Annotated in this window: 15 protein-coding genes and 3 pseudogenes; 10 read left to right on the top strand and 8 right to left on the bottom strand. The window is 73.6% G+C overall.

What is annotated here, in order from left to right:
- Positions 1-5 precede the first annotated feature (5 nt).
- The gene (locus ACFY61_RS23050) at positions 6-1325 is read right to left on the bottom strand and encodes a DUF6777 domain-containing protein (protein WP_389474633.1); all 1320 of its coding nucleotides are present in this window, start codon (positions 1323-1325) and stop codon (positions 6-8) included.
- 146 nt (positions 1326-1471) lie between these two features.
- On the opposite strand from ACFY61_RS23050, the gene ACFY61_RS23045 reads away from it, so the two are divergent.
- Positions 1472-2905 carry a lipase maturation factor family protein gene (locus tag ACFY61_RS23045; RefSeq protein ID WP_389474631.1) on the top strand — a complete coding sequence of 478 codons (1434 nt, stop codon included), beginning with the start codon at positions 1472-1474 and terminating at the stop codon, positions 2903-2905.
- On the opposite strand, the gene ACFY61_RS23040 is transcribed toward ACFY61_RS23045, so the two are convergent.
- From ACFY61_RS23040 to ACFY61_RS23030, 3 genes are all read right to left on the bottom strand, one after another.
- Positions 2894-3901: an SDR family oxidoreductase gene (locus ACFY61_RS23040; protein ID WP_389474630.1), complete on the bottom strand. Its 1008-nt coding sequence runs from the start codon at positions 3899-3901 to the stop codon at positions 2894-2896. The genes ACFY61_RS23045 and ACFY61_RS23040 overlap by 12 nt on opposite strands.
- 145 nt (positions 3902-4046) lie before the next feature.
- Entirely contained in the window at positions 4047-4217 is a 171-nt protein-coding gene (locus tag ACFY61_RS23035; RefSeq protein ID WP_389474628.1) for a hypothetical protein, read from the bottom strand.
- Positions 4218-4690: 473 nt separating this feature from the next.
- Positions 4691-6187 (bottom strand): SDR family NAD(P)-dependent oxidoreductase, encoded by a 1497-nt coding sequence (locus ACFY61_RS23030; RefSeq protein WP_389474626.1) that lies wholly within the window; start codon positions 6185-6187, stop codon positions 4691-4693.
- A 251-nt stretch (positions 6188-6438) separates the two neighbouring features.
- Here ACFY61_RS23030 and ACFY61_RS23025 point away from each other — a divergent pair.
- Positions 6439-7218 (top strand): annotated as a pseudogene (locus tag ACFY61_RS23025) (DMT family transporter); the annotation flags it as partial.
- Between the two features lie 54 nt (positions 7219-7272).
- Here ACFY61_RS23025 and ACFY61_RS23020 read toward each other — a convergent pair.
- The 4 genes and pseudogenes from ACFY61_RS23020 to ACFY61_RS23005 all read right to left on the bottom strand — a co-directional run bounded on the left by ACFY61_RS23020 (position 7273) and on the right by ACFY61_RS23005 (position 12855).
- Positions 7273-8520, bottom strand: coding sequence for a transglycosylase family protein (locus tag ACFY61_RS23020; protein ID WP_389474624.1), 1248 nt, complete (start codon positions 8518-8520; stop codon positions 7273-7275).
- Positions 8521-9331: 811 nt separating this feature from the next.
- Positions 9332-9949 (bottom strand): annotated as a pseudogene (locus ACFY61_RS23015) (aspartate/glutamate racemase family protein); the annotation flags it as partial.
- On the bottom strand, positions 9946-10374 hold the full coding sequence (panD, locus tag ACFY61_RS23010) for an aspartate 1-decarboxylase (RefSeq protein ID WP_389474623.1): 429 nt from the start codon (positions 10372-10374) through the stop codon (positions 9946-9948). The pseudogene ACFY61_RS23015 and the gene panD, both read right to left, overlap by 4 nt.
- A gap of 264 nt (positions 10375-10638) precedes the next feature.
- A complete protein-coding gene (locus tag ACFY61_RS23005; RefSeq protein WP_389474621.1) occupies positions 10639-12855 on the bottom strand; it encodes a SpoIIE family protein phosphatase in 2217 nt (738 codons plus the stop codon).
- Between the two features lie 389 nt (positions 12856-13244).
- On the opposite strand from ACFY61_RS23005, the gene ACFY61_RS23000 reads away from it, so the two are divergent.
- From ACFY61_RS23000 to ACFY61_RS22965, 8 genes and pseudogenes are all read left to right on the top strand, one after another.
- Positions 13245-15911 carry a SpoIIE family protein phosphatase gene (locus ACFY61_RS23000; protein WP_389474619.1) on the top strand — a complete coding sequence of 889 codons (2667 nt, stop codon included), beginning with the start codon at positions 13245-13247 and terminating at the stop codon, positions 15909-15911.
- Between the two features lie 120 nt (positions 15912-16031).
- Positions 16032-17174: an ABC transporter substrate-binding protein gene (locus tag ACFY61_RS22995; protein ID WP_389474618.1), complete on the top strand. Its 1143-nt coding sequence runs from the start codon at positions 16032-16034 to the stop codon at positions 17172-17174.
- A gap of 374 nt (positions 17175-17548) precedes the next feature.
- Positions 17549-17968, top strand: a pseudogene (locus ACFY61_RS22990) (ABC transporter transmembrane domain-containing protein); the annotation flags it as partial.
- A gap of 343 nt (positions 17969-18311) precedes the next feature.
- Positions 18312-19487, top strand: coding sequence for a YcaO-like family protein (locus ACFY61_RS22985; RefSeq protein ID WP_389474617.1), 1176 nt, complete (start codon positions 18312-18314; stop codon positions 19485-19487).
- On the top strand, positions 19484-20827 hold the full coding sequence (locus ACFY61_RS22980; RefSeq protein WP_389474615.1) for a TfuA-like protein: 1344 nt from the start codon (positions 19484-19486) through the stop codon (positions 20825-20827). The genes ACFY61_RS22985 and ACFY61_RS22980 overlap by 4 nt, the downstream gene beginning before the upstream one ends.
- A 22-nt stretch (positions 20828-20849) precedes the next feature.
- A complete protein-coding gene (locus tag ACFY61_RS22975; protein WP_389474613.1) occupies positions 20850-21794 on the top strand; it encodes a JmjC domain-containing protein in 945 nt (314 codons plus the stop codon).
- Entirely contained in the window at positions 21791-23137 is a 1347-nt protein-coding gene (locus ACFY61_RS22970) for an MFS transporter (RefSeq protein WP_389474611.1), read from the top strand. The genes ACFY61_RS22975 and ACFY61_RS22970 overlap by 4 nt, the downstream gene beginning before the upstream one ends.
- A 91-nt stretch (positions 23138-23228) precedes the next feature.
- The gene (locus ACFY61_RS22965; protein WP_389474610.1) at positions 23229-24374 is read left to right on the top strand and encodes a CapA family protein; all 1146 of its coding nucleotides are present in this window, start codon (positions 23229-23231) and stop codon (positions 24372-24374) included.
- The last annotated feature ends 16 nt before the right edge of the window (positions 24375-24390 follow it).

The following is a 24390-nucleotide window of genomic DNA, read 5'->3' as shown; positions in this document are numbered from 1 at the left end:
GCGGGTCAGGCGCTCTCCAACCGGACGTTCTCGTCGGCGGCGGTTCCGGCGTCCTCCGGCACCGCGTACGGGTCGGTGAGCTCCGCGGAGGTGTCGGGGACGGCGGGGACCTCGTCGACCCCGTCCGGCTCGGCGGGCAGGTACTCCTGGTTCTGGTCCCCCGAGCCGTAGGGGTCGGTCTGCAGGTCGGAGCCGTACGGGTCCACGAGGGTGCCGTCACCGGCGAGCGGGTCGGGGACGGCGGGCCGGGACGGCGGCCGCGGGTTCGGCGGCGGCGTCGGCCCCGGGTCGATGGGCCGGGTCTGGTGCGGGTCCTGGGCCGCCGGGGCGCAGGGTGCGGCGGTGGGTCCGGGGACGCCGGGGTTCTGCGGGGCGCCGGGGTTCTGCGGGGCGCCGGCGGCCGGGGGCGCCGTACGGGGGGCGCGGCCCGCGCCGGGGGTGGCGCAGGGGTCGGCGGGGGCGGGGTGGGGGGCGGCGGCGTTGGCGGGCAGGCCGTCCTGCGGGTTGTAGGCGGGCGGGACCGCGGGGGCGCGGTCCTGGGCACCGTCGTCGCCGGAGGGCCGTTCGATCCAGGTGTTGTCGGCGAGGTTGGCGATGATCAGCTTGCTCACCGGCTGGGCGGTGGGCTCGATGACGACGACCTGGTTGGGGTGGTAGCCGGTCCACGGCCGGCCCTGCTGCACGGGTTCGCCGCGGGCCGCGCGCGGCGGGGCGAGCGGGTTGCCGCAGGCGCAGCGGACGCGGGGCGTGCCGCGGTCGTCGACGAGGACGGCGGTGCCGGCCTGGAGGACCGACTGGAAGGTGGTGGGGCGGCCGTCGCGGAAGCCGTGGCTGGTGACCCGGGCGTCGGCGCGCAGCACCACGGGGGTGAGGGCGCGCAGGAAGTCGGGGATGCCCTCGGGGGCGATGCCGGCGGCCTCGGCGAAGGCCTCGGCCTTGCCCTTGGCCTTGTTGTCGGTGACCGATCTGACCTGCTGCTCGACGTCGCAGCTGCCGAGCCGGAGGGTGCCCCCGTACAGGCCCGGGGTGGCGCCGCTGACGGTGCGGATGCCCTGGCCGCTGGCGTTGGGGACCGGTGCCTGCAGTGGCGCGGACTCCCGGGTGGCGGTCGACTGGGTGAAGGGGTCGGGTTCGGCGGCGCCGACGGGCTGCAGGAAGAGTTCCTGGCTCTCGGCGGGCCGGGCGGGGGGCTCCTCCTTGCCGCCGCAGGCCGTGGCGAGCAGCCCGAGGAGCGCGAAGAGGACGGCGGCGGCCGGTGCGTGACGGCGCGGCGCCTGAGGTGGTGTGGGTCGTGCATGCCCGTGCTGCGGCCTCACGCGATTCACGCGGTTATCCCCTTTCGCCCCGGATGTCCCTTCCCTGTGTGCCGCATGCCCGGGGGTGTCGCAAGCCGGGGATCGGCCCCGTTGCTCCGCCGGGGCGGAGCGTTCACCCCGGTCGTCGCCGGAGCGGCGGGGCGATACTGGAGGGGATGGACTGGTTCACGGCGCCCGGGTACTGGCTCGGCCGGCTGGTCTTCCAGCGGGCTCTGGCCGGCGTCTACCTCTTCGCCTTCCTGACGGCCGCGCTGCAGTTCCGGGCCCTGATCGGGGCGCGGGGGATGCTGCCGGTCCCGGAGTACGTGCGGTGGGTGCCGTTCCGGCGGGCGCCGAGCCTCTTCCAGTGGCGCTACTCGGACCGTCTCTTCTCCTGCTGCGCCTGGTCCGGGGTGGTGCTGGCGGGTGCGCTGGCCGCCGGGGCGGGGGACGCGGTGCCGCTGGGTGCGGCGATGGCGATGTGGGCGGCGCTGTGGGTGCTGTACCTGTCGATCGTGAACGTCGGGCAGACCTGGTACTCCTTCGGGTGGGAGTCGCTGCTGCTGGAGGTCGGGTTCCTGGCGGTGTTCCTGGGGAACGCCGACGTGGGCCCGCCGGTGCTGGTGCTGTGGCTGCTGCGGTGGGTGCTCTTCCGGGTGGAGTTCGGCGCCGGCCTGATCAAGATGCGCGGGGACGCCTGCTGGCGGAAGCTGACCTGCCTGCACTACCACCACGAGACCCAGCCGATGCCGGGGCCGCTGAGCTGGTTCTTCCACCACCTGCCGGGGCCGGTGCACCGGGTGGAGTGCGCGGCCAACCACGTGACCCAACTGGTGGTCCCGGTCCTGCTGTTCACTCCGCAGCCGGTGGCCTCGGTCGCGGCCGTGGCGATCGTCGCCACGCAGCTGTGGCTGGTGGTGTCCGGGAACTTCGCGTGGCTCAACTGGATCACGATCACCGTGGCGCTGTCCGCGGTGGACTTCACCCACGTCGCGGGTGCGCCGCCGGCGGCCGCCCACCGCGCGGCTCCGGTGTGGTTCGTGGTGCTGGTGTGCGCGGTGACGGTGCTGGTGCTGGCGCTCAGCCGCCACCCGGTGCGGAACATGCTGTCGCGGCGGCAGGTGATGAACCGGTCCTTCGACTCGTTGCACCTGGTCAACACGTACGGGGCGTTCGGGACGGTGGGGCGGATCCGGGACGAGGTGGTGGTGGAGGGCACCGCGGACGCGGTGCCGCGCGAGGACGGGGAGTGGCGGGAGTACGGGTTCAAGGGCAAACCGGGTGACCCGCGTCGGCTGCCCCGCCAGTTCGCCCCGTACCACCTCCGGCTGGACTGGCTGATGTGGTTCGCCGCGCTCTCGCCGGGCTATGCGCGGGACTGGTTCGGGCCGTTCGTGGAGCGGCTGCTGGCGGGCGACCGGGACACGTTGCGGCTGCTGCGCCACAACCCGTTCCCGGACGCGCCGCCGGTGTTCGTGCGGGCCCGGCTGTACCGGTACCGGTTCACGACGTGGCGGGAGTTGCGCGAGACGGGCGCCTGGTGGCACCGCACGCTGGTGCGCGAGTACCTGCCGCCGACCCGTCTCGCGGACCCGCTGCTACGCGAGTAGCCGGGCCTCCCGTTCCGGGTCGAGGCCGGGGGCCGGCCGGTCGGGCCGCTGGGGGGCGGTGCCGCCGGTGGTCCGCAGCCAGGCCCAGGTGTCGGCGACGGTCTCGGTCACGGGCCGGCAGGTCAGTCCGGCCCGGACGGCCCGGGTGACGTCGCCGCCGTGCATGAAGGTGTGGTCGTCGCCCGGGGGGAGCCAGACGGGCAGTTCGGTCCAGGGCTGGATGCCGGCCTCGAGGATCCGCTGCGGGTCGGTCCAGCGGAGTTCGGCGGTGCCTCCCGTGACCTCGGCGCAGGCCGTCAGGAAGCTGTCCATGGTGGCGTGCCCGGAGGGCGAGACCAGGTTGTACGGGCCGCCGCGGCCGGCGGCGGCCGCGTCCAGGGTCCACCGGGCGAGGTCGCGGACGTCGATGTACTGGAGGGGGAGTTCGCGGGGGCCGGGGGCGAGGACCGGTCCGCCGCGGGCCATCCGGCCGAGCCACCAGGGCAGCCGGCCGATGTTCTCGTACGGGCCGAGGATCAGGCCGGCCCGGACGAGCAGGGCGCGGTCGCCGTAGGCGGCGGTCGCGGCGAGTTCCCCGCCGCGCTTGTCCTCGGCGTAGGAGGTGGAGCCGGCGTCGGGCGAGCCCTCGACGACCGGGGCGTCCTCGTCGGAGCCGGTGGGCGGTGAGGGGTCCGCGGCGGGGCGGGCCGGCGGGTCGGCGTACACCGACCGGCTGGAGACGTACGTGTAGTGGCCGGTGCGGTCGCGGAGCAGCCGGGCGCTGTCGCGGACGGCGGTGGGCGCGCCGCTCCAGGTGTCGACGACCAGGTCCCATTCGCCGGTCTCGAGGGCCGCCAGGCCGTCGGGGGCGGTGCGGTCGCCGAGCAGGGAGCGGGTTCCGGGCGGGGCGGGGTGGCGGCCGCGGTGGAAGACGGTGACCTGCCAGCCGCGGGCGAGGGCGTCCTCGACGACGGCCCGGCCGACGAACTCGGTACCGCCGAGCATGAGTAGGTTCATGCGGGCCAGCCTGCGCCGGTCGCGGGCGGTCCGGTAGGGATGATCGCCCACAGCGATGACGCTCAGGGCGTACGCCGCCCCCGTTGCCGGTGGGCACGGGGGCGGTCGGGCCGGGTCCGGGGACCCGGGGGCCGGGCGGGGGCCGTCAGTCGATGCCGGGCAGGATGTGCGGCTCCGCCAGGTCGTCCTCGTAGCCGGCCAGCCGGATGGGTGCGGAGCGGGCCCACACCTCGAGGCTGCCGAGTTCGTCGGAGCGGGTGCGCCGCTCCGTGGTCTCCGTCAGGCCTTGGTCGCGCTTCGTCAGTTCTGGTGTCACCGCGCACTCCTTTGTGTCGCGTAACCCGGGGGGACTCGCCACTCCGGGCAGGGAGAGTAAGGGGCATCCGGTCGCGGTGGCGCCGTGGTTCTCGTACGGAGCCTTGCCCGGTGGGGCCGTCCGTGTGCCTCAGACTACACATATGAGCAGGGATCCGCTCAAGAGAAACTCGAATACTTCTCGACTTCTCGACATTCGTGGCTCCCGGGCTTTCCCGCGCTGCTGCCGAGTGTGTGCGACCGGCGTGTCGCGCGCACCACTGGGCCGGGTGGCCGAAAGCCCCGGACAACAGCCCCGCGGCGTACGTAAGTCCAGGTGGCGGGCCCGACGGGCGCGCCGCGTCACCTGCTCCGTCCGGGTGACGCCCGGCGCGCGGGAGGCCGTCGGGGCGGCCCGACGGGCCCGGGAACGCGTCGAGGCCGGCCACCCTTCCGGGTCGCCGGCCTTGACAAAGTGCGTACTGCCGCCCGGGTTTACCAGTTGGCGGGCGAGTAGTCCTTGAGGAAGACGCCGTACAGGTCCTCGCCGTCCTCGCCCCGGACGATCGGGTCGTAGACCCGGGCCGCGCCGTCCACCAGGTCGAGGGGCGCGTGGAAGCCCTCCTCGGCGAGGCGCAGCTTGTCGTAGTGCGGGCGCTCGTCGGTGATCCAGCCGGTGTCGACCGAGGTCATGAGGATGCGGTCGGTCTGGAACATCTCCTGGCCGCTGGTCCGCGTCACCATGTTCATCGCGGCCTTGGCGGCGTTGGTGTTCGGGTGGCCCGCGCCCTTGTAGCCGCGGCTGAACACGCCTTCCATCGCCGAGACGTTGACGACGTACGCCCGTCCGCTGGCCGCCTTCCGCGCCGCTTCGGCCATCACCGGCCGCAGCTTGCTGATCAGGATGAACGGCGAGGTGTAGTTGCACAGCTGGGTTTCGAGCAGCTCGACCGGGGAGATCTGGTCGATGGTCTGCACCCAGGTGTTGGTGTCGACCACGTCCGGCAGCAGGCCGCCCGCGTCGATGGCGGTGCCGTCGAGGTGCCGGGCGAGGCTGGCGTTCCCGGCAACGAGGGCGAGGTCGGCGACCTTCTGCGCCTCCAGCCCGCTCACGCCGACGGGCAGCGCCGCCAGGCCGTCGACCGCACCCGAGTTGAAGGCGCCGATCACGTGGTGGGCGGGCAGCTCGCCGGCCGGCAGCGGGGCAGTCTCGCCCTCGACCAGCGCGGCGTACGCGGTGGGCAGGCGGCGCACGGTCTGCGTCGCGTTGTTGATGAGGATGTCCAGCGGGCCGGCCCCGGTCACCTGGTCGGCGAGGGCGACGGCCTGGGCGGGGTCGCGCAGGTCGATGCCGACGACCTCCAGGCGGTGCATCCAGTCCGCCGAGTCCTCCATCGCCTTGAAGCGGCGGATGGCGTCCTTGGGGAACCGGGTGGTGATCGTGGTGTGGGCGCCGTCGCGCAGCAGCCGCAGCGCGATGTACATGCCGATCTTGGCCCGGCCGCCGGTGAGCAGCGCGCGCTTGCCGGTGAGGTCGGCGCGCGCCTCGCGGCGGGCGCGGTTCTCGTTGGCGCAGCCCGGGCAGAGCTGGTGGTAGAAGTAGTCGACCTCGACGTAGCGCGTCTTGCAGACGTAGCAGGAACGCGGGCGCTGGAGTATGCCGGCGATCCGGCCGGCCTCGGTGACCGAGGAGGGCAGGATGCCCTCGGTCTCGTCGTCGATGCGCTGCGCGGAGCCGGTGGCGGTGGCCTCGGTGACGGCCTTGTCGTTGGCGGTCTTGGCGGCCCGGCGCTCCTGCCGGCGGCGCTGCTTGACCGTGCGGTAGATGCCGGCGGTGGCCCGTCGCACGGTGATCGCGTCGGGGTGGTCGACCTCGATCTTGTCCAGCTCTTCGAGCACGCTCAGGCAGACCGCCAGCCGCTCGGGGTCGATGCCCGGCCCGTACGCCTGGTCGTCTTCGGTCTCGTGCGCGGTCGCCTCGGTCGCCGTCATGGCCGCTGCCGTTCCTCGATCACTCGTGTCCTGCGGAAGTCCCCAAAGGGGGAATCGTACGGATCCCCCGGCCCCGGAACCAAACCCGGACGGCCCACACCCACCGGGAGCGACGCCCCGCTCACACACCGGAACCGAAGGCGCCGCCCTCCTGCACCCCGACACCCCTACACCCCTACTCCACCGGGAGTAGAGCGGACCGCGACCCCAGGCCGAGGAATTCCGTAGATCGTCCCGGCATTGTGGTGAACATGAGCGCCCTAGCACTGTCGGTGCTGCTCTGTCTGGTGTCGTCCCTCGCCTACGCGGGCGGCGCGATCGTCCAGGAGCAGGTCGCCGTCGACACCCCGGACCGTCCCTACGCGCCGCTGCGGCAGCCCCGGTGGTGGCTGGCGGTGGGGCTGAACGGGCTGGGGGCGCTGCTGCACGTGGTGGCGCTGGCCTACGGCCCACTGAGCCTGGTGCAGCCGCTCGGCGCCCTGACCATCGTCTTCGCGCTGCCGATGGCGGCGGTCTTCGTACGGCGCCGGGCCGGCGCCGCGGCCTGGCGGGGCGCCCTGCTGGCGACCGCCGGCCTGGCCGGGCTGCTGGCGCTGACGGGCGGCGACGGGCGGGACCAGACCCTGGCCGGCCCGGAGCAGGTACTGCTCCTGACAGTCACCGCCGCCGGGGTGGCGGTCCTGTTCGCCGCCTCGCTGCGGATGCGGCGGCGGGTGGCCCGCAGTGTGCTGCTGGCCACGGCGGCGGGCGGGGCGTTCGGCATGGCCTCGGTGTTCACCAAGTCCGTGGCCGAGGGACTGTCCCCGGAGGGCCTAGCCGCGCAGGGGCCCGACCTGGCGGCGGTCGCGGTGCTCGCCGCCGGCGGTCTGCTGCTCTCCCAGGCGGCCTACCGGGGCGCCGGGCTGGCGGCCCCGCTGGCCACGCTGACCGTGGTGAACCCCGTGGTCGCGGCGGCCGTCGGCATCTCCCTCTTCGACGAGGGCTTCCGGTACGGGGCGGCGGGCGCCACGGCGGCGCTGGCGAGCGGTGCGCTCGCGGCGGCCGGCCTGGTGATGCTCACGGCCGTGCCGCCGCACGAGCGGGTGTCAGATGTCGACGCCGCGGCCGCGGAGGTACTTCAGCGGGTCGATGTCGGAGCCGTAGCCGGGGCCGGTGCGCATCTCGAAGTGCAGGTGGGGGCCGGTGCTGTTGCCGGTGGAGCCGGAGCGGCCGATCCGCTGGCCGCCGCGGACCTCCTCGCCCTGCTTGACGGAGAGCGCCGAGAGGTGCGCGTACTGGGAGAACTTGCCGTCGGTGTGCCGGATGACGATCTCGTACCCGTAGGCGCCGGACCAGCCGGCCGAGACGACCTTGCCGGGGCCGACGGACTTGACCGAGGTGCCCGTCGGCACCGGGAAGTCGACGCCCGTGTGGTAGCCGCTCGACCATGAGGAGCCGGACACCCGGTAGGCGGTACCGATGCCCGCGTCCACGGGCGCGCTGTACGAGCCCGTGCCGATCTGCTCGGCGGGCGGCTTGGGCTTGCTCTGGGCCGGCGGCTTGGGAGCCGGGGGCTTCGTCGGAGGCTTGGTCTGCGGCTTCGTCGGCGGCTTCGTCTGCGACGGCGGCTTGGCGGCCGGCGGCTTGGCCTGCGGCGGCGGCTTGGGGCCGGGCGGGGCGACGGTGACCCGCAGGGTGAGGCGCTGCCCGGGGAAGATCAGGTCGGGGTCGGCGCCGACCGTGGCCCGGTTGGTCTCGTAGAGGGCCTGCCACCCGCCCTCGACGTGCTGCTCCTGGGCGATCGCGGACAGCGAGTCGCCGGGGGCGACGACGTACGGGTTGGGGAGCACGCTGGTCCCGGTCGCGCTGGGCACCGCCGGCTTGGCCTGCGCCTTGACCCCCGGGGCGGCCTTGACCTGCACCCGCACCTGCGGTTTGGCCTGCGGCGCGGCGGGGGCGGTCTTCGGCGCCTGTCCGGCACGGGTGAGACCGGCCTGCTTGCCGCAGTGCGGCCAGGCCTGCGGGCCCTGGCCCCTGAGCACCTTCTCGGCGACCGCTATCTGCTGGGCCTTGGTGGCGAGGTCGGCGCGCGCGGCGAACTCGGTGCCGCCGAAGGCGCGCCAGGTGCTCTGGCTGAACTGGAGCCCGCCGTAGTAGCCGTTGCCGGTGTTGATGCGCCAGTTGTTGTTGGACTCGCAGGCCGCGACCTTCTCCCAGGTGGAGACGGTGGCCGCGTGTCCGGCGCCGGCGCCGACGAGGGGCAGCGCGATCCCGGCGCCACCCGCGGTGACCACGAGCGAGGCGCGGTTGATGCTGCTCGGCTGGTACCGGCGGTGCCGGCCGCGTACGGCCATGGGAGCCCCCCTTAGGAACATCAGGAACCCCACAAACTAACGTGGGCGCCGCAGGGCGACAAGGGGCTCAACCAGGCGCATACAAGAGGAAGTTGACGCTCCGACCGGCGCACCCCCCGCCCCGGCGCCCCGACACCGCGCCGGTGCGCCGCAAGCCCACCCGGCCCCACCAGCCCGTTCCGGCGGCACCAGCCCGTCCGGCCACACCAGGCCGTCCCTGGGGTAGCGGCCCGTCCGGCCGCACCAGCCCGTCCCGACGCGGAATCAGCCCGTCCCGGCGGCATCAGTGAGAAGCGGCGCCATCCGCCGTCCGGCACCTCAGCACATCCGGCCCCAACTCAGCCCGTCCGGCGCTTGAGGACCGGGGATCCAGGGGCGGGGCCCCGCCAGCCCGGCAACACCTTCGCCCCACCACCGGGCACCGGGCGGGCACCGATCCAGCCGGTCCGGCGTTTGAGGACCGGGGTCCGGGGCGGAGCCCCGGTTTGGGGAAGGGGCGGGGAGGGGACGGCCCCGCGCAGCGGACGGCACCGCGGGCCGGCCCTGGCCACCCCGCGCCCAGCCCAGACGGCGGCGGCCAAGCCGCAACCGCTCAGCTCCAGGGCCCCGGCTGCGGCAACGGCGCCGGCCCCGGCGGCGGCGGAATGGGGTCGGGCTCGGGCACCGGCCCCGGAGTCGGCGGCACCGGCGGCGGCACCGGCTCGGGCCCCGGCCCGGGCGGCGGCACCGGAGCCGGCGGCTCCGGCGGGGGCTCTGTCTGATCGAGGAAGAGTGCCATGACTCCCGCCTTCCCCCGCACGCCCCCGGTATGCCCGCCGAGCGCCGCCGCCAGCCCCCGCCCGGGACTCGCCAGCACCGGGACTTTCGTGGCCGCCAGCCCGGCGGCGTCCGCCATCGAGGCCTGGGCCAGCACGATCACGTCCACCCCGGACATCCCCTCCGCGGCCCGCCGCACCAGGTCCAGGTATCCGGCGGTGTCGCCGTCCTCGAACCGCTCCCACGCCCCGTCGACCAGCCGGGCCCGTACGGACACGACCCGGCCGGCCGCGGCGGCCTCCTGCTCGATCAGCTCGGCGGTGGGTCCGAGCGTGCTCTCCACCGCCGCCAGGACGCCGATCCGCGGCCCCAGCCGTACGGCCTCCGCGGCCATCGGCCGGTCCACCCGCAGCACCGGCACCCCCAGCTCACCCGCGAGGGACTCCGCGACCGCCCCGATGGTCGAGCAGGTGCACAGCACCGGCCCGGCGCCCAGCAGGAGCTCCCGCACCCCCTCACGGACCGCCTCCGGGCCGTCCGCCCGCGCCCGCTCGAGCAGCTCCGGGGCCACCAGGTGCCGCAGCTCGGCCGTCGGATGGTGCCGGTCGCGAAGCGCGTCGAACACCGGCACGTGCACCGGCGAGGTGTGCAGCAGGGTCAGGGACGGCCTCACCGGCCGCCGGCCGCCACCGCCTGCGGGCTCCGCCGCTGGTCGGTCCCCGGCACCGGCGCGGACGGGTCCTGGCCCAGCTCCACGATCCGGTTCTCCGCGTCGACGTGGACGACCTTCGGCTTGAGCGCCCGCGCCTCGGCGTCGTCGACCTGGGCGTAGCTGATGAGGATGACCAGGTCGCCCGGGTGCACCAGGTGCGCGGCGGCACCGTTGATCCCGATCACCCCGGAGCCGCGCTCGCCCTCGATGACGTAGGTCTCCAGCCGGGCCCCGTTGTCGATGTCGACGATGTGGACGAGCTCGCCGGGCAGCAGGTCGGCGGCGTCCATCAGGTCGGCGTCGATGGTCACGGACCCGACGTAGTGCAGGTCGGCCTGCGTGACCGTGGCACGATGGATCTTGGACTTGAACATTGTTCGGAACACGAAGTAACTCCCGATTTGTCTGCTCCCTGCCTGCTTCGCGCAGGTCAAGGGCGGTCTTCGGAGCGTACAACGATTCGTGTGTTCGGTCAGCTGTCCTAAGGTGTTGCAGGACTCACGCTGACCGGTTGCCACCTGCTGGTCGACGCCAACGACGCCAACGCCGCCACGGACACGGACCTGTTCGTGAGCCGGGCGCGGCCCGGGCGCGCGCCTCGGTGGTGGCCGCCTGGCGGGCCGGCCCCAGGAGGCGGGCGGAGAATTTCCTCAATGGGCGCGGCGGACGCGGGCGAGGACCAGAACCGCGTCGTCGGCCGGCGGGGCGGGCAGCAGGCTCGCAAGGATGCGGTCCGCCATTGCCTCCAACGGTCCTGAGGTCCTGCCCAGTTCGGCGCGCAATGCCTTCAGACCGACCTCGAGGTCCGCGCCTCGTGTCTCGACGAGGCCGTCGGTATACAGGGCGAGACTCGCGTTCCCGGGAAGTTCGATCTCGATCGTCCGGAAAGGACAGCCGCCGACGCCGAGAGGGACTCCCAGGACGTCGTCGATGGTCTCCACTGTGCCGTCCGGCCGGAGTACCAGGGGCGGGGGGTGGCCGGCGCTGGCGATGCGGGCTACTCCGCTCTTCGGGTCGTAGACGATGTACAGGCACGTCGCCAGCTCGATGCCGGCCTCCTGGGCGCATGCGTCGAGCTCGGTGAGGAGGTCGTCGGGCTCGCTGTCGTGCCTGGCCAGAGCCTTGGTGGTGATACGAAGGCGGCCCATGGCGGCGGCGGCCGACACACCGTGCCCCATCACGTCGCCCACCACGAGAACGACTCGACCGTCGGGCAGGCTGATCACGTCGTACCAGTCGCCGCCGACCTCGGTGATCCGACTGCCGGGTACGTACCGGTGGGCCACGTCCACGTACGGGCTGGTCGCCAACGCGCTGGGCAACAACGCCCGCTGCAGAGTGAGGGCGATGTCCTGGACGCGGCTGTACAGACGGGCGTTGTCCAGGCAGATCGCAGCCCGTGAGGCGATCTCACCGGCCAGGCTGACATCGTCCCGGGTGAAGGCCGGCCGGCCCGTGGAGCGGCCGAACATGGCGATTCCCTGGACCGTACCCCTGGCGATGAGCGGGGCAACGAGGACGCAGGCCAACCCACTCTCGGCGAAGAGCCGTGCGCGTGACTCGATGAGGACGGTCCGGGCCAGGAACTCCTCGTTCACCACGGCGGAGATGGCGCGACCGGTCCTCAGCATGTCGTGGATGACGGAGCCGGGCGGATACCGCACCGTCTCCACCCCACTCACGAGTTCGGTGGCCGGAGGGGGCAGGATCGTCCCGGAGGCGATTCTGCGGGTGAACAGCGGTCGCGCCGGGTCAAAGACCTCTGCCTCGTCCATCCACTCCACGACTTCGACCACGGCGCCGTCGCAGAAGTCCGGCATTGCAGCGTCGACCAGTTCCTGGGCGGTGACGTTCACGTCCAGGGTGGTCCCGATGCGAGTGGAGGCCCCGTCCAGCAGATCCAGCCGTCGACGGCTGGCGGTGGCTTCCAGGATGGCCTGTTCCCGGTCGGTCACGTCCAACATCAGCCCGCCCACTCCGGGGCGCGAGCCGACCGCCTGGCTGAGGGGGAAGAAACTCACCGACCGCACCTGGTCACGGTCCGGATGCCCCCGCGGACGCATGCCCACCAGGGTCCCCACGACCGGTGCTCCGCCCAGGGCGACGCCGCGGAGCATGCGCTGGTATTCACCATCGTCGGACATGATCATGATTTCGTCCATGCGCCGCCCGAGGTGGGCCTCGATCGGCAGACCGTCCATGTCGGCGAGCGCCTGGTTGAGATGGACGTACCGGAGGTCCTGGTCGAGCATGACCAGACCGATGGGGCAGGTCTCGAAGAGGGCGTCGAGGAAGGCGAGGTTGGTCTTGACCCGATCGAGCTCGTCACTACGGCTCGCCAGGACCATCACCACCGAGGGTCCGCCGGATCCGGTCACGGAGAAGGCCCGGAAGCCGCAGTCGAAGACGGTGCTGTCACGATGCCGGGCCGGCAGCCGCCCCCTCCAGTAACCCTGGGTCCGGCCTCGCTCGGTCAGCCGGGCGCACGGATCGGGGGCGTCCCGGGGGCCGTCGGCGAAGAGAACGGCGCCGGGCCTCGACAGGACGGCGGTGGCGTCGTATCCGAAGAGGTCCCGCGCGCCGGGCCCCCAGTAACAGACGAGGTCCCCGTCATCGAGGCCGAAGACGGCCACGGGCACGTGCTCGAGCAGCGTCCCTGGCTCGGACCAGAACGGGCCGTGGATCTTCTCGCCCCCCGGCCGAGCCGATGGCACGGGATGTCCCCTTCCACTCGCCGTTCCATCCATTATCCGGACACCATGGGCATTCCGCGGCGCGAAGTGCGCCGCGGCGAGGATCGAGCCAGAGAAACGCCCCGGCCGCCGGTGGCCGGCTCGGCGCAGCAGGGCGGTAACGGCGGCCGGCACGTCGTTGAACTCGTACCGTCCACCCCTCCATTTTTCTGGACCAGCATGACTTCTCGCACGGCGTGGGGGCGTGGGATTCCCATCGGCGCGGCTGCGGCCCGGATCCCGCCCGCGCCCCCACGCGCCGCGCCACACCCTCGCTCCGCGGAAGGGCCCGAATCGCCGGCTCGGCGACCGTCGCTCCCCGCTGCCGACGGCCCATGGACGTTAGAAGATGGAGTATGAGCGACCTACTTGGACGCGTCCGACGTCGGCTGCTCGGCTCGACCACGAGCTCTTCCTCTTCCTCTCGGCGTCCCCGCCCAGGAAGCCACCAGGAGCGTCAGGAGCACGCCCAGCACCCCGAGGGAGAGGCGCGGCGGCCGCAGCGTCTGTCCTCCCTTCTGAGCGTGCGCAGCGTGGCCGGCGAGGTGTTCCTCCTGCAGCTGGCGGTCGTGGTGCTGCTCGTCGCCGCCGCGGTGGTGGCGCTCGTGGTCCAAGCCCGGAGCGCCGGCATGGTGGACGCCCGGCACCGTACGCTCGCCGCCGCCGGAACGTTCGCGGAATCTCCGGGAATCGTCGCGGCCCTGCGCAGCCCCCATCCGAGCGCGGTGCTACAGCCGAGCGCCGAGGCGGCCCGGAAGATCGCCGGGGTGGACGGCATCAACGTGTACACACTCTCCGGGGTCACCCTCGCCCACAGCGACCCACGGCAGATCGGGAAGCACGTCGTCGGCCCCTTCTCCAAGGCGGTGGCCGGCCAATCCTTCACCGAGACCTTCGAAGGGTCCCTGGGGCAGTCCGTGGTCTCGGTGGTCCCCGTCAAGGACTCCGAGGGCCGCGTCATCGCCATCGTCTCCTCCCCGGTCACGGTGCAGAACGTGCAGGGCATGGTGAACCGGCAGCTGCCGGTCGTCCTCGGCAGTGCAGCCGCGGTGCTCGCCCTGTCCGCGGGCGGAACCGCTCTGGTGAGCCGTCGGCTGCTGCGCCGGACGCATGGCCTGGGACCGGCCGAGATGACGAGGATGTACGAGCACCACGACGCGGTGCTGCACGCGGTGCGAGAGGGCGTACTGATCGTCGGCGGCGGCGGACGGCTGCTGCTGGCCAATGACGAGGCGCGGCGGCTGCTGGACCTGCCGGTGGACGCGGAAGGGCTCCCCGTCACGGACCTTGGTCTGGAAGAGGGGATCGCCGATCCGATCGCATCGGGCCGTTCCGCGACCGACGAGCTGCACATGGCAGCCGATCGGCTGCTGGCGGTGAACATCCGGCCCACCGCGCCCTACGGGCAGGCCGGGACCGTCGTCACGCTGCGGGACACCACCGAGCTGCGGGCGCTCTCCGGCAGGGCCGAGGTGGCCCGCGAGCGGCTGAAGTTGCTCTACGACGCGGGGATGCAGGTCGGAACGACGCTGAACGTGGAGCGCACCGCGGAGGAACTGGCGGAGGTGGCGGTCCCACGGTTCGCCGACGTCGTCACCGTCGACCTGCTGGACCCGGTGCTGCGCGGCGAGGAGCCGCCCGAAGCAACCACCGAGATGCGCCGCACCGCCCGCGTCGGCCTTCAGGGCGACCACCCCCTCTACCCCGTCGGCCAGCTGATCCGGTTCGTTCCCACCAGCCCCATGGCCGCCGGGCTGGCCGGCAGCCGCGCGGTCCTGGAGGCGGACCTGCGCGCCACCCACGGCTGGCGGACCCAGGACCCGGCCAACGCCCTGCAGATCCTGGACCGCGGCATCCACTCCTTGATCGCCGTGCCCCTGCGGGCCCGGGGCGTGGTGCTGGGGATGGCCGGCTACTGGCGGGGGCAGGACTCCCCGCCGTTCGACGAGGAGGACGTGTCCTTCGCCGAGGAGCTGACCGCCCGGGCGGCGCTGTCCGTCGACAATGCCCGCCGCTACACCCGCGAGCACACCATGGCCGTCACCCTGCAGCGCAGTCTGTTGCCCCGGGGCGTACCGGAGCAGTCCGCCGTTGAGGTCGCGCACCGCTATCTGGCCGCCCAGGCCGGTGTGGGCGGTGACTGGTTCGATGTCATCCCGCTGCCCGGCGCCCGAGTGGCCCTGGTGGTCGGCGACGTCGTCGGCCACGGTCTCCACGCCGCCGCCACCATGGGCCGCCTGCGCACCGCCGTGTACAACTTCTCCACCCTCGACCTGCCGCCGGACGAACTCCTGAGCCACCTGGACGAGCTCGTCGCCCACATTGACACCGACGAGCAGGAGTGGCAGGGGATCACCGGAGCCACCTGCCTGTGTGCCCTCTACGATCCCGTCTCGGGGCAGGTGACGGCCGCCACGGCCGGGCATCCTGGCCCCGCTCTGATCCTTCCCGACGGAACCGTGTCCTTCCCCGAGGTGCCGGTCTCCCCCCCGCTGGGCCTGGGCGAGGGCCTGCCCATGGAGACCATGACGGTCACCCTGCCCGAAGGCTCCCGGCTGGCACTCTTCACCGACGGGCTGATCGAGAGCCGCGACCGTGATCCGGACGCGGGCCTGGCAGCGCTGGGCGCCGCTCTGGCCGGGCCCGCCCGCACCCCGGAGGAAACCTGCACCGTGGCGATCGACGCGATGCTGCCCACCAGGCCCAGCGACGACGTCGCCCTGCTGGTGGCGCGCACCCGCCGACTGGACCCCGCGCGGATCGCCGAGTGGGACGTACCCCCCGACCCCGCGGCGGTGTCCCGGGTGCGCAACGCCTGCGCCCGCCGACTGGCGGACTGGGGCCTGGAGGACATCGCCTTTACCACGGAACTCATCCTCAGCGAGCTGCTGACCAACGCCATCCGCTACGGCACCGAGCCCATCCGGGTGAGGCTGCTGTACGACCGCAGCCTGATCTGCGAGGTCTCCGACGGGTCCAGCACCTCCCCGCACCTGCGCCGGGCCGAGGCCACCGACGAGGGCGGTCGCGGCCTGTTCCTCGTCGCGCAGTTCGCCGAGCGCTGGGGCACCCGCTACACCGCCCGCGGCAAGATCATCTGGAGCGGGCAGGCCCTCCACGACGGGGTCGCACCACCCGCGATGGATCTCGGGGAGGCGCTCCTGGCCGGGTGGGACGACGAGGGGTTCTGAGAACGCGCCGGTACGGCAGCCGCAGGGAAGACAGCGGACACCACCGTCTGGGACTGCGCTGCCGAGGCCGCCGAACGTACGCTGGTCTCGATCAGTACGCGACCGCCCGTTGGAGCCTTTGTGCCCGCACCTCGTCTCCGAACAGCCTTCGTCGCCGCCTGCCTCGTCCTCGCGGCACCCCTCGGCGCATGCGGAGACAAGCCCACCACCGCGCCCAGTGCACCCGCGGTGGCCACCTCCGCCGCGGACGCCGGCGGCATGGCATCACTGACCACAGCGGCGAAGAAGGAGGGCTCGCTCAACACGATCGCGCTCCCGAGCGACTGGGCCAACTACGGCGCACTGATCGACGGCTTCGAGAAGAAGTACGGGATCAAGGTCATCGTGGAGAACCCGGAAGGTACCAGCCAGGACGAGATCAACGCCCTGAAGGAGCACAGGGGCGAAGGCCGCGCCCCCGATGTGATCGACGTGGGGGGCTCGTTCGCGCAGTCCGCGGCACGGCAGGGCCTGCTGGCTCCGTACGAGGTCGCCGCGTACGACGAGATCCCCAAGGAACAGAAGGACGACCGGGCCCGCTGGTACAACAACTACGGCGGTTACATCTCGATCGGCTGTGACGCCAAGCGCGTCAAGACCTGCCCCGCGACCTTCGCCGACCTGCGCAAGCCCGAGTACAAGGGCAAGGTCGCGCTCAACGGCAACCCCACCAAGTCAGGCTCCGCGTTCGCCGGGGTCTACGCGGCGGCCCTGGCGAACGGGGGTTCCTTCGACGACGTCCAGCCCGGCATCGACTTCTTCGCCGAGCTCAGCGAGAACGGCAACTTCATCCCGGTCGAATCCACCCCGACCACGATCGCGAAGGGCCAGACCCCGATCAGCATCGATTGGGACTTCCTCAACCTCGGATACGCCGACGAATTCCGCGAGAATGGCACGGACGTCGACTGGCGGACCGCCATCCCCTTCGACGGCAGCTTCGCTCAGTACTACGCGAACGGGGTGAACAAAGACGCTCCGCACCCCGCGGCGGCACGTCTGTGGCAGGAGTACGTCTTCAGCCCGGAGGGCCAGAACCTCCGGCTCGGCGCCTATGCACGCCCCGTCCTCATGGACGCCATGGAGAAGGACGGCACCCTCGACAAGGCCGCCGCGGAGAAACTGCCGACGGTCGAGGGCACGCCGACGTTTCCGACGGAGGCGCAGACGGAGAAGGCCAGAGAGACCGTCAACCGCGGCTGGGCCGAGGCCGTCTCGAGCTGAGGGCGGGGGCTCCTGGCCAGGCGCGACCCGCCCGTCCGGGCCTCACACCGGTGGCCACGGCACTCGCGGCCGCTGTCCGGCCCTGCGTACCAGCCACCCGCCCGCCCATCGGGGTGTCCGCAGAGGTGCGCAAGCAGGCGCGACAGCGGGCCCGGGAGGACGCCGTAGCCGCCTGTCGGCTTGTCATCGACGAGCTGCTGTCCCTCGCCTCGGGGGGTGACGAGATTACCCCGACCAAGATCGGAGCACAGTTGCAACTGACCTGCGCCGATACGCAGTTCATGTCGCCGACCAGCGGTATCAAGCGCCACATCACACTGTCGCCGACGCTGGGAGCTCCACGTGAAAGCGGCCGTCACGACGCGCCGACGTGGCTGCTACTGAGCACGGTGGCCGAGGCGTTCGGCGCCTACGTGCTGGAGCGGACGGCGGAGTCGGTGGTCCTGGCCGCCCGCCGCAGCCTCATCGGGCGGCTGCTGCGGCTGCGGCTCACGGCGGTGGACCGGATGCAGCCGGGCGATCTGATGTCCCGGGTGACTTCCGACACGACGCTGTTGCGGGCGGTCAGCACCCAGGCTGTGGTCAACGCCGCGACCGGGACGTTGACGCTGATTGCGGCGGTCGTGGTGATGGCCTTCCTGGATGTCGTCCTGCTCGGCGTCACACTCGGTGTGGTGGCGGTCGTCGGCGCGGGCGCCGCCCTGGTGATGCCGCGGATCGGGGAGGCCGCCGAGCGCTCCCAGGCTGCGGTCGGGGAGATGTCCACCGGCCTGGAGCGGGTCTTCGGCGCGTTCCTTCTGCTGAACCTGACATGCAATTGCAATCTGGTTGCAAGAGTGGCGATCGGTGGGCAGAGTGTCGAACAGGGACCCGAACGGGGGACCTCCGACCGGAGGAAGGGAGGTGCAGCATGCCGTACTCCAACGAGGAGCTGGCTGAGGTCTTCGAGGTCGAGGACATCGAGGACGAGACCGTGGTGAGCGTCGCCCACCACACCTGATCGGCACCGCCGACATGAACCGGGCGCGGGGCGCCGTCCTGCCTCAGGGCATAGACCGGGACGCCGCCCCGCGCCTCTCATTCCGCTTCACGCGTCGCAGACGTCGCACGACGGCACAGCCAGGGGGGATTCGAACGGTGCTCGCGACCAACGCCCGCACGGGCAAGGGCTACCGGCGCGGCACCCACCGCGCGGTGCCGCCCGCGGAGACCTGGCAGCGCATACGCGCCCAGCTGCCGTACTACGGGGTGACCCGCGTCGCCGACGTCACCGGGCTCGACGACATCGGCATCCCGGTCTTCCAGGCCGTGCGCCCGTCCGCCCGCACGGTGTCCGTCTCCCAGGGCAAGGGCCTGACCGCCGACGCCGCCCGGGTCTCGGCCGCGATGGAGGCCGTCGAGTTGTGGCACGCCGAGAACCTGCCCGCGACCCCGGCCACCGCCGCGGCGGAGCAGCTGGGCCTGCCCTACCCACTGACCGGACTCGACCTCGCCGAGGGCTCGTTCGTGCACCCCGGTCTGCCGCTGCCCTGGCTCGACGGCGAAGGGCTCCTCGGCGGCACGGTGGTCCCCGTGCCGGAGCCGGCCGTACGGCTCGACCACACCTACCGGGCCGAGTGGACGCCCCCGCTGTTCCGCACCACCAGCAACGGCCTGGCCTCCGGCAACACGGTCGCGGAAGCCACCGCCCACGCCCTCGCCGAACTGTGCGAGCGGGACTCCCTGGCCCGGCTGCGCACCCGGCCGCGGACCGACTGGCAGCGCCTCGACCCCGGCACCGTCGACGACCCCGACTGCCGGGACCTGCTGGAGCGCTACGCCGCCGCCCGGGTGACCGTGGACATCGTGGTCGCCGACCTCGAACCCGCCTGCTTCGAGGTCCGCATCCGCTCCGAGGCCCACCCCGTCACCTACACCGGCGCCGGCTGCCACCTCGACCCGGCCATCGCGCTGAGCCGCGCCCTCACCGAAGCCGCGCAGAGCCGCCTGACCGCCATCACCGGCGCGCGCGACGACCTGCCGCCCCTGCTCTACGGGGCGGCCGCCCACCCCGCTGCCGGCGGCCGGGAGGACCTCGGCACCGGGCTCCTCGGGTGGTGGAACGCGCCGGCGTGGGGCGACTTCGACGCCGACGTGCGCACGCTGGCGGAGACCGTCGCCGCCCGCACGGGGTACGAGCCGGTCCGCGTGGTGCTGCCCAGCCCCACGGGCGTCCCGGTGGTCAAGGTGATCGCACCGGGACTGGCCTTCGACGACCGCACGAACGTCAGCGCGAGCGCCGGCGGACCCCGGACCGGAGGCGGTCGCCGATGAGCACCACGTACGTCTTCGCCGGGCCGTCCCTGGACGCGGACGCCGTGCGCGCCCTCCTCCCGGACGCGGTGGTCCTCCCGCCCGTACGGCACGGCGACCTCACCGCGCTGCCGGCCGGTCCCGGCGACCGGGTCGCCCTCATCGACGGGCAGTTCTTCCAGTCGGCCTCCGTACGCCACAAGGAGATCTGCGAGGTCCTCGCCCGCGGTGCGGCCGTGTACGGCGCGGCGAGCATGGGCGCCCTGCGGGCCGCCGAGCTCGACCGGCACGGCATGACCGGCAGCGGCGTCGTGTACCGCCTGTACGCGAGCGGTCTGCTCGACCGCGACGACGAGGTGGCCCTCGTCCACACCGAGGCCGACGACGGGTCGCGCGCGCTGACCGTCGCCCTGGTCTCGGTCCGGGTGGCCCTGCGCCGGCTGGTCCGCCGGGCGCGGATCACCCCGGAGGACGAGGCGCGGCTGCTGGCCGCGGCCGAGGAGCTGCACTTCACCGCCCGGACCTGGCGTGGCGTCCTGCAGCGGGCCGAGGGCGTGTCCCGGGCCGCCGCCGAGGCCGTCCGGGAGACCGTGGCCGGTCCGCGGGAGAGCTGGGACGTCAAGGCGCAGGACGCCCGCGCCCTGCTCGCCCGGCTCGCCCGGCTCGCCCGGACGGACGGTGCAAGGACGCCGGCCGCGCCGGCCGCCCCCGCCGCCCCGGTCGGCGTCCCCGTACCGGTCACGGTGCACGTGGAGCACTGGCGGCGCGCCGCCGCGGCCGAGTCGATCGCGCTGCTCACCGCCGCCCAGGTGTACGCCGACGACTATCCCGAGCTGCACCACCGGACGGTGCTGCGCCTGATCACCGGCGAGCGGGGCGAGGACGTCCGGGTCCTGGAGCGGCGCGCCGCGGAGGCCGCCCGTGAGCGGGGGCTGCTGCCCGCCGGCGGCGAGGCGGGCGCACCGGCGCACTGGGTGGCCGACCGGGATCCGGCCGCGACGGACGACGCCGCCGTGGCCCGGGCGCTGGTGCGCTCGTATCGCTGGTCCTGCGGTCTGGCACCGCTGCCGGCGCTGGCCGAGGCAGTGCTCGCCGCCCCGGGCGCGGACCGGCTGCGCGGCCTGCTCGCGGAGGTCGACCTGCTCAACGCGCGTCTTGCGGAGGGTGGTTACCCGCTCCGCCGGGTCTCCCCCACCGCCCTGCAACGGCACTGCATGCGCCGCTGGAACACCACCGCCCTCCTCCCGTCCCTGTACGACCGCGGCTTCACCGGCCCGGACGACCTCGACGCCCGGGCCCGGCGGTTCGCCCCGCACCTGGGCCTCGCCGAGCCGCCCCGGCTGCGGCTGCTGGACGCCTGAACCACGAACAGGAGTACCTGACATGGTGCTGCACCGCCTCGTCGGCGACACCGACGCCCTGCGACGGGCCTGGGAGACGGCCCCGCTCCACTCGCGCGACCTCGGCGGCTTCGACGACGTCTTCGGCCTCGACCTCGCCGAGGACCTCGTCGTCAACCGGGGCCTGCGGATCCCCTACATCCGGCTGCTGAACAACGGCGGCTACGTGCCCGCCTCCCGGTTCACCCACCGCACCGGGACCGGCGCGGGCCAGGCCGATGGCGTGGCCGACCCGCACGGCGTGCTGCGCGAGGTGGCGGCCGGCGCGACGGTGGTGCTGCGCGGCCTGGTCCGCTACTCCCCCGAAGTCGCGGCGTTCTGCGAGCGGTTGTCGCGCGAGCTTGGCTTCGCCGTGTCGGCCGGTGCCTACCTGACCCCGCCGGACTCGCGCGGCGCCGGACCCCACTTCGACCCGATGTCCGTCCTGGTCCGTCAGGTCCACGGGGTCAAGCACTGGCGCCTGCAGGCACCGCCCGTGGAGTGGCCGCGGACGATGCCCCGGCCCGGCGAGACGTACGACACCCCCGTCGTCGCCGAACTCGACCTGCACCCCGGCGAGTCCCTCTACATCCCGCGCGGTTTCGTGCACGACGCGTGGACCACCGACAGCGAGTCCGTCCACATCACCTTCAGCGGCGACACCCCGCCCATGTGGGCCGACGTCCTGCACGACCTCCTCGACCGGGCCGCGGCCGAACACCCGGAGCTGCGGCGCACCTTCCCGTGGCGGTTCGGCGAGGACGCGGACGGCGTGGCCCGGCAGGCGAAGGAGAGCCTGGCGGTGCTGCGCGCCTTCCTCGACGGGGTCGACACCGACGACCTGGCCGCCCGCGTCATCGAGCGGCACGCCGCGCTGCCGGAGCCCGCGCCCCGGGGCCGGCTGTCCGCCGCGCTGTCCGGCACGCGCGACCCGGAACCGCCCCGGTGACGGCCGCGCCCACCACCGACGGCCGCGGCGGGCGCGACGGCCGTAACGGCCGTAACGGCCGCGACGGCCGCTTCGCGCGCGTCCTGGCCGCGGCCGCCCTGTCGAACGTCGGCGACGGCATCCGGTTGGTGGCGCTGCCGCTGCTGGCCGCGGCCACCACCCGCGATCCGTTCGCCGTGAGCGCCCTGACCGCCGTCTCCTTCCTGCCGTGGTTCCTGTTCGGGCTGCCCATCGGCGCGCTGGTCGACCGCAGCCGGCCCGAGCGGTTCATGACCTGGGCCAACACCGCCCGTACCGTGCTCCTGGCCGTACTGGCCCTGGCGCTGCTGGCCGACGTACGGTCCATGGCCCTGCTGTACGTGCTGGCGTTCCTCCTGGGCATCGGCGAGGCGGCGTACGACAACGCGGCCCAGTCGCTGGTGCCCCGGGTGGTGCCCGACGCGCAGCTGGAGAAGGCCAACAGCGCGCTGGTCACGGCGGAACGCGTCGGCCAGGACCTGGCCGGCCCGGCCCTGGGCGGCGTGCTGTTCGCCCTCTCCCCCGCCCTCCCCTTCGGGCTGAACGCGGTCACCATGGCCGTCGGCGTGCTGCTGCTCGCCCGCGTCCGCGCCACCGGGCCCTGCGCCGCCGCACCGGGCACGGGCGCGGCCACGGACACGGGCGCGGACCCCGGCCCAGGCACGGCGCGGACCCGGATCGTCCGGACCGTCGCCGCCGACGCCGTCGCCGGCATGCGCTGGCTGTGGCGCGCCCGCCACGTCCGCACCATCGTGCTCACCGGTTCCGCCCTGACCTTCTTCACGATGGCCTGGGAGGCGACCCTGGTCCTGCTGGCGCTCGGCCCGATGGGCGTCTCGGAGACCGGTTACGGCGTGATGCTGGCCGCCGGTGCGATCGGCGGCGTCGCCGGCGCCATGGTCACGCCCGTCCTCACCCGGCGCTTCGACCGCCGCCGCCTGCAGATCGCCTCGCTCGCCACCACCGCGGTGCTGGTCCTCGCCCTCGCGGCGTTCCCCCACCCGGCCCTGGCCGCCCTCGCCTGGGGCGGCACCGGAGCAGCCTTCGCCGTGTGGAACGTACTGTCGGTCACCCTCCGCCAGCGCCTGGTGCCGGCCGAGCTCCTCGGCCGCGTCAACAGCGCCAACCGCACCTTCTCCATGGCCGCGGTCCCGCTGGGCGCCCTCACCGGCGGCCTGGTGGCCGACGCGTTCGGGCTGCGGGCCCCGCTGTGGCTGTCCGCCGTGGCCCTGACCGCGGTGACGCTCGCCTACGCGGTGCTGAGCCGTGCGGGGGCGGCCGGCGGGGCGGCCGCCGAGGCGGACCGGGTGGCCGAGCCCCGGTGACCGCCGGACCACGCCGGCCCGCGCCGGACCACGCCGGCCCTCCGCCTCCCGGTCCGTGGCGCCTCCGGTGGCCCGGCCATAGCCTGGACGGGTGCGGGATGGTCCGGTCACGCTGTGCCTGGCCGGCGACGTGATGCTCGGGCGGGGCGTCGACCAGGTACTCCCGCACGCCGGCGACCCGACGCTGGCCGAGGGGTACCTGCGGGACGCCCGCCGCTACGTGGAGCTCGCCGAGGCGGCGCACGGGCCGGTCCCCCGTCCGGCCGGCTTCGCCTGGCCGTGGGGCGACGCGCTGGAGGTACTGCGGTCGGCCGCGCCGGACGCGTGGGTGCTGAACCTGGAGACCGGTGTGACCCGGAGCGGCGACTTCGCCCCCGGGAAGGCGGTCCACTACCGGATGCACCCGGACAACCTGCCGTGTCTGGCCGCCGCCCGCCCCGACGTCTGTGTCCTGGCCAACAACCACGTCCTGGACTTCGGCCGCCGCGGGCTGGAGGAGACCCTCGCCGTGCTGGCCGGTGCCGGGTTCCGCACGGCCGGGGCCGGGCACGACGCCCGGGAGGCGTTCCGTCCGGCAGCCGTCCCCCTCGAAGGCGGTGGCCGGGTGCTGGTCCACTCCTTCGGCATGCCGACGAGCGGCATCCCGCCCGACTGGGCCGCGACCGCCGAGCGGAGCGGCGTGGCCTTCGTGGGCGCGACCTCGCCCGGCGCCGCGGTGGCGGTGGCCGCCCGCGTCCGCGCGGCGAAGCGGCCCGGGGACCTGTCCGTGGCATCGGTCCACTGGGGCTCCAACTGGGGGTACGGGGTGCCCCGGGACCAGATCCGGTTCGCGCACGCGCTGGTCGACGGCGGTGTCGACCTCGTCCACGGCCACTCCTCGCACCACCCCCGCGCGCCGGAGCTCTACCGGGGGAAGCTGATCACCTACGGCTGCGGCGACCTGGTGGACGACTACGAGGGCATCACCGGGTTCGAGGCGTACCGCGACGACCTGCGGTTGCTGTGGTTCCCCACGCTCGACCGCGCCACCGGCACGCTCCGCGGGCTGCGCGTCGTACCGTTGCGGGCCCGGCGGATGAGGCTCGAACGGGCGCCGGCGGAGGACCGCCGGTGGCTGGCGGGTCTGCTCGGACGCATCGCCCGGGGCGGCCTCGGGGCGCCCGTCACGGGCGGGCCGGACGACTCCCTCGTCTTCGGTCAACTCTGCGATCCGAAGGCCCTGTTGGAGATCCACTGAAGGATGCTAGGGTCAC

This window comes from Streptomyces sp. NPDC012888 (genome assembly GCF_042900645.1).
Classification (GTDB): Bacteria; Actinomycetota; Actinomycetes; order Streptomycetales; family Streptomycetaceae; genus Streptomyces.
Note: the sequence above shows the minus strand (reverse complement) of the source record. Positions and strands in the feature narration are given on the sequence as shown.

Coding starts and splice junctions, on each gene's coding strand:
- ACFY61_RS23045 (WP_389474631.1), top strand. CDS start 1,472: ATGGACTGGTTCACGGCGCCCGGGTACTGGCTCGGCCGGCTGGTCTTC.
- ACFY61_RS23040 (WP_389474630.1), bottom strand. CDS start 3,901: ATGAACCTACTCATGCTCGGCGGTACCGAGTTCGTCGGCCGGGCCGTC.
- ACFY61_RS23030 (WP_389474626.1), bottom strand. CDS start 6,187: ATGACGGCGACCGAGGCGACCGCGCACGAGACCGAAGACGACCAGGCG.
- ACFY61_RS23020 (WP_389474624.1), bottom strand. CDS start 8,520: ATGGCCGTACGCGGCCGGCACCGCCGGTACCAGCCGAGCAGCATCAAC.
- ACFY61_RS22980 (WP_389474615.1), top strand. CDS start 19,484: ATGAGCACCACGTACGTCTTCGCCGGGCCGTCCCTGGACGCGGACGCC.
- ACFY61_RS22975 (WP_389474613.1), top strand. CDS start 20,850: ATGGTGCTGCACCGCCTCGTCGGCGACACCGACGCCCTGCGACGGGCC.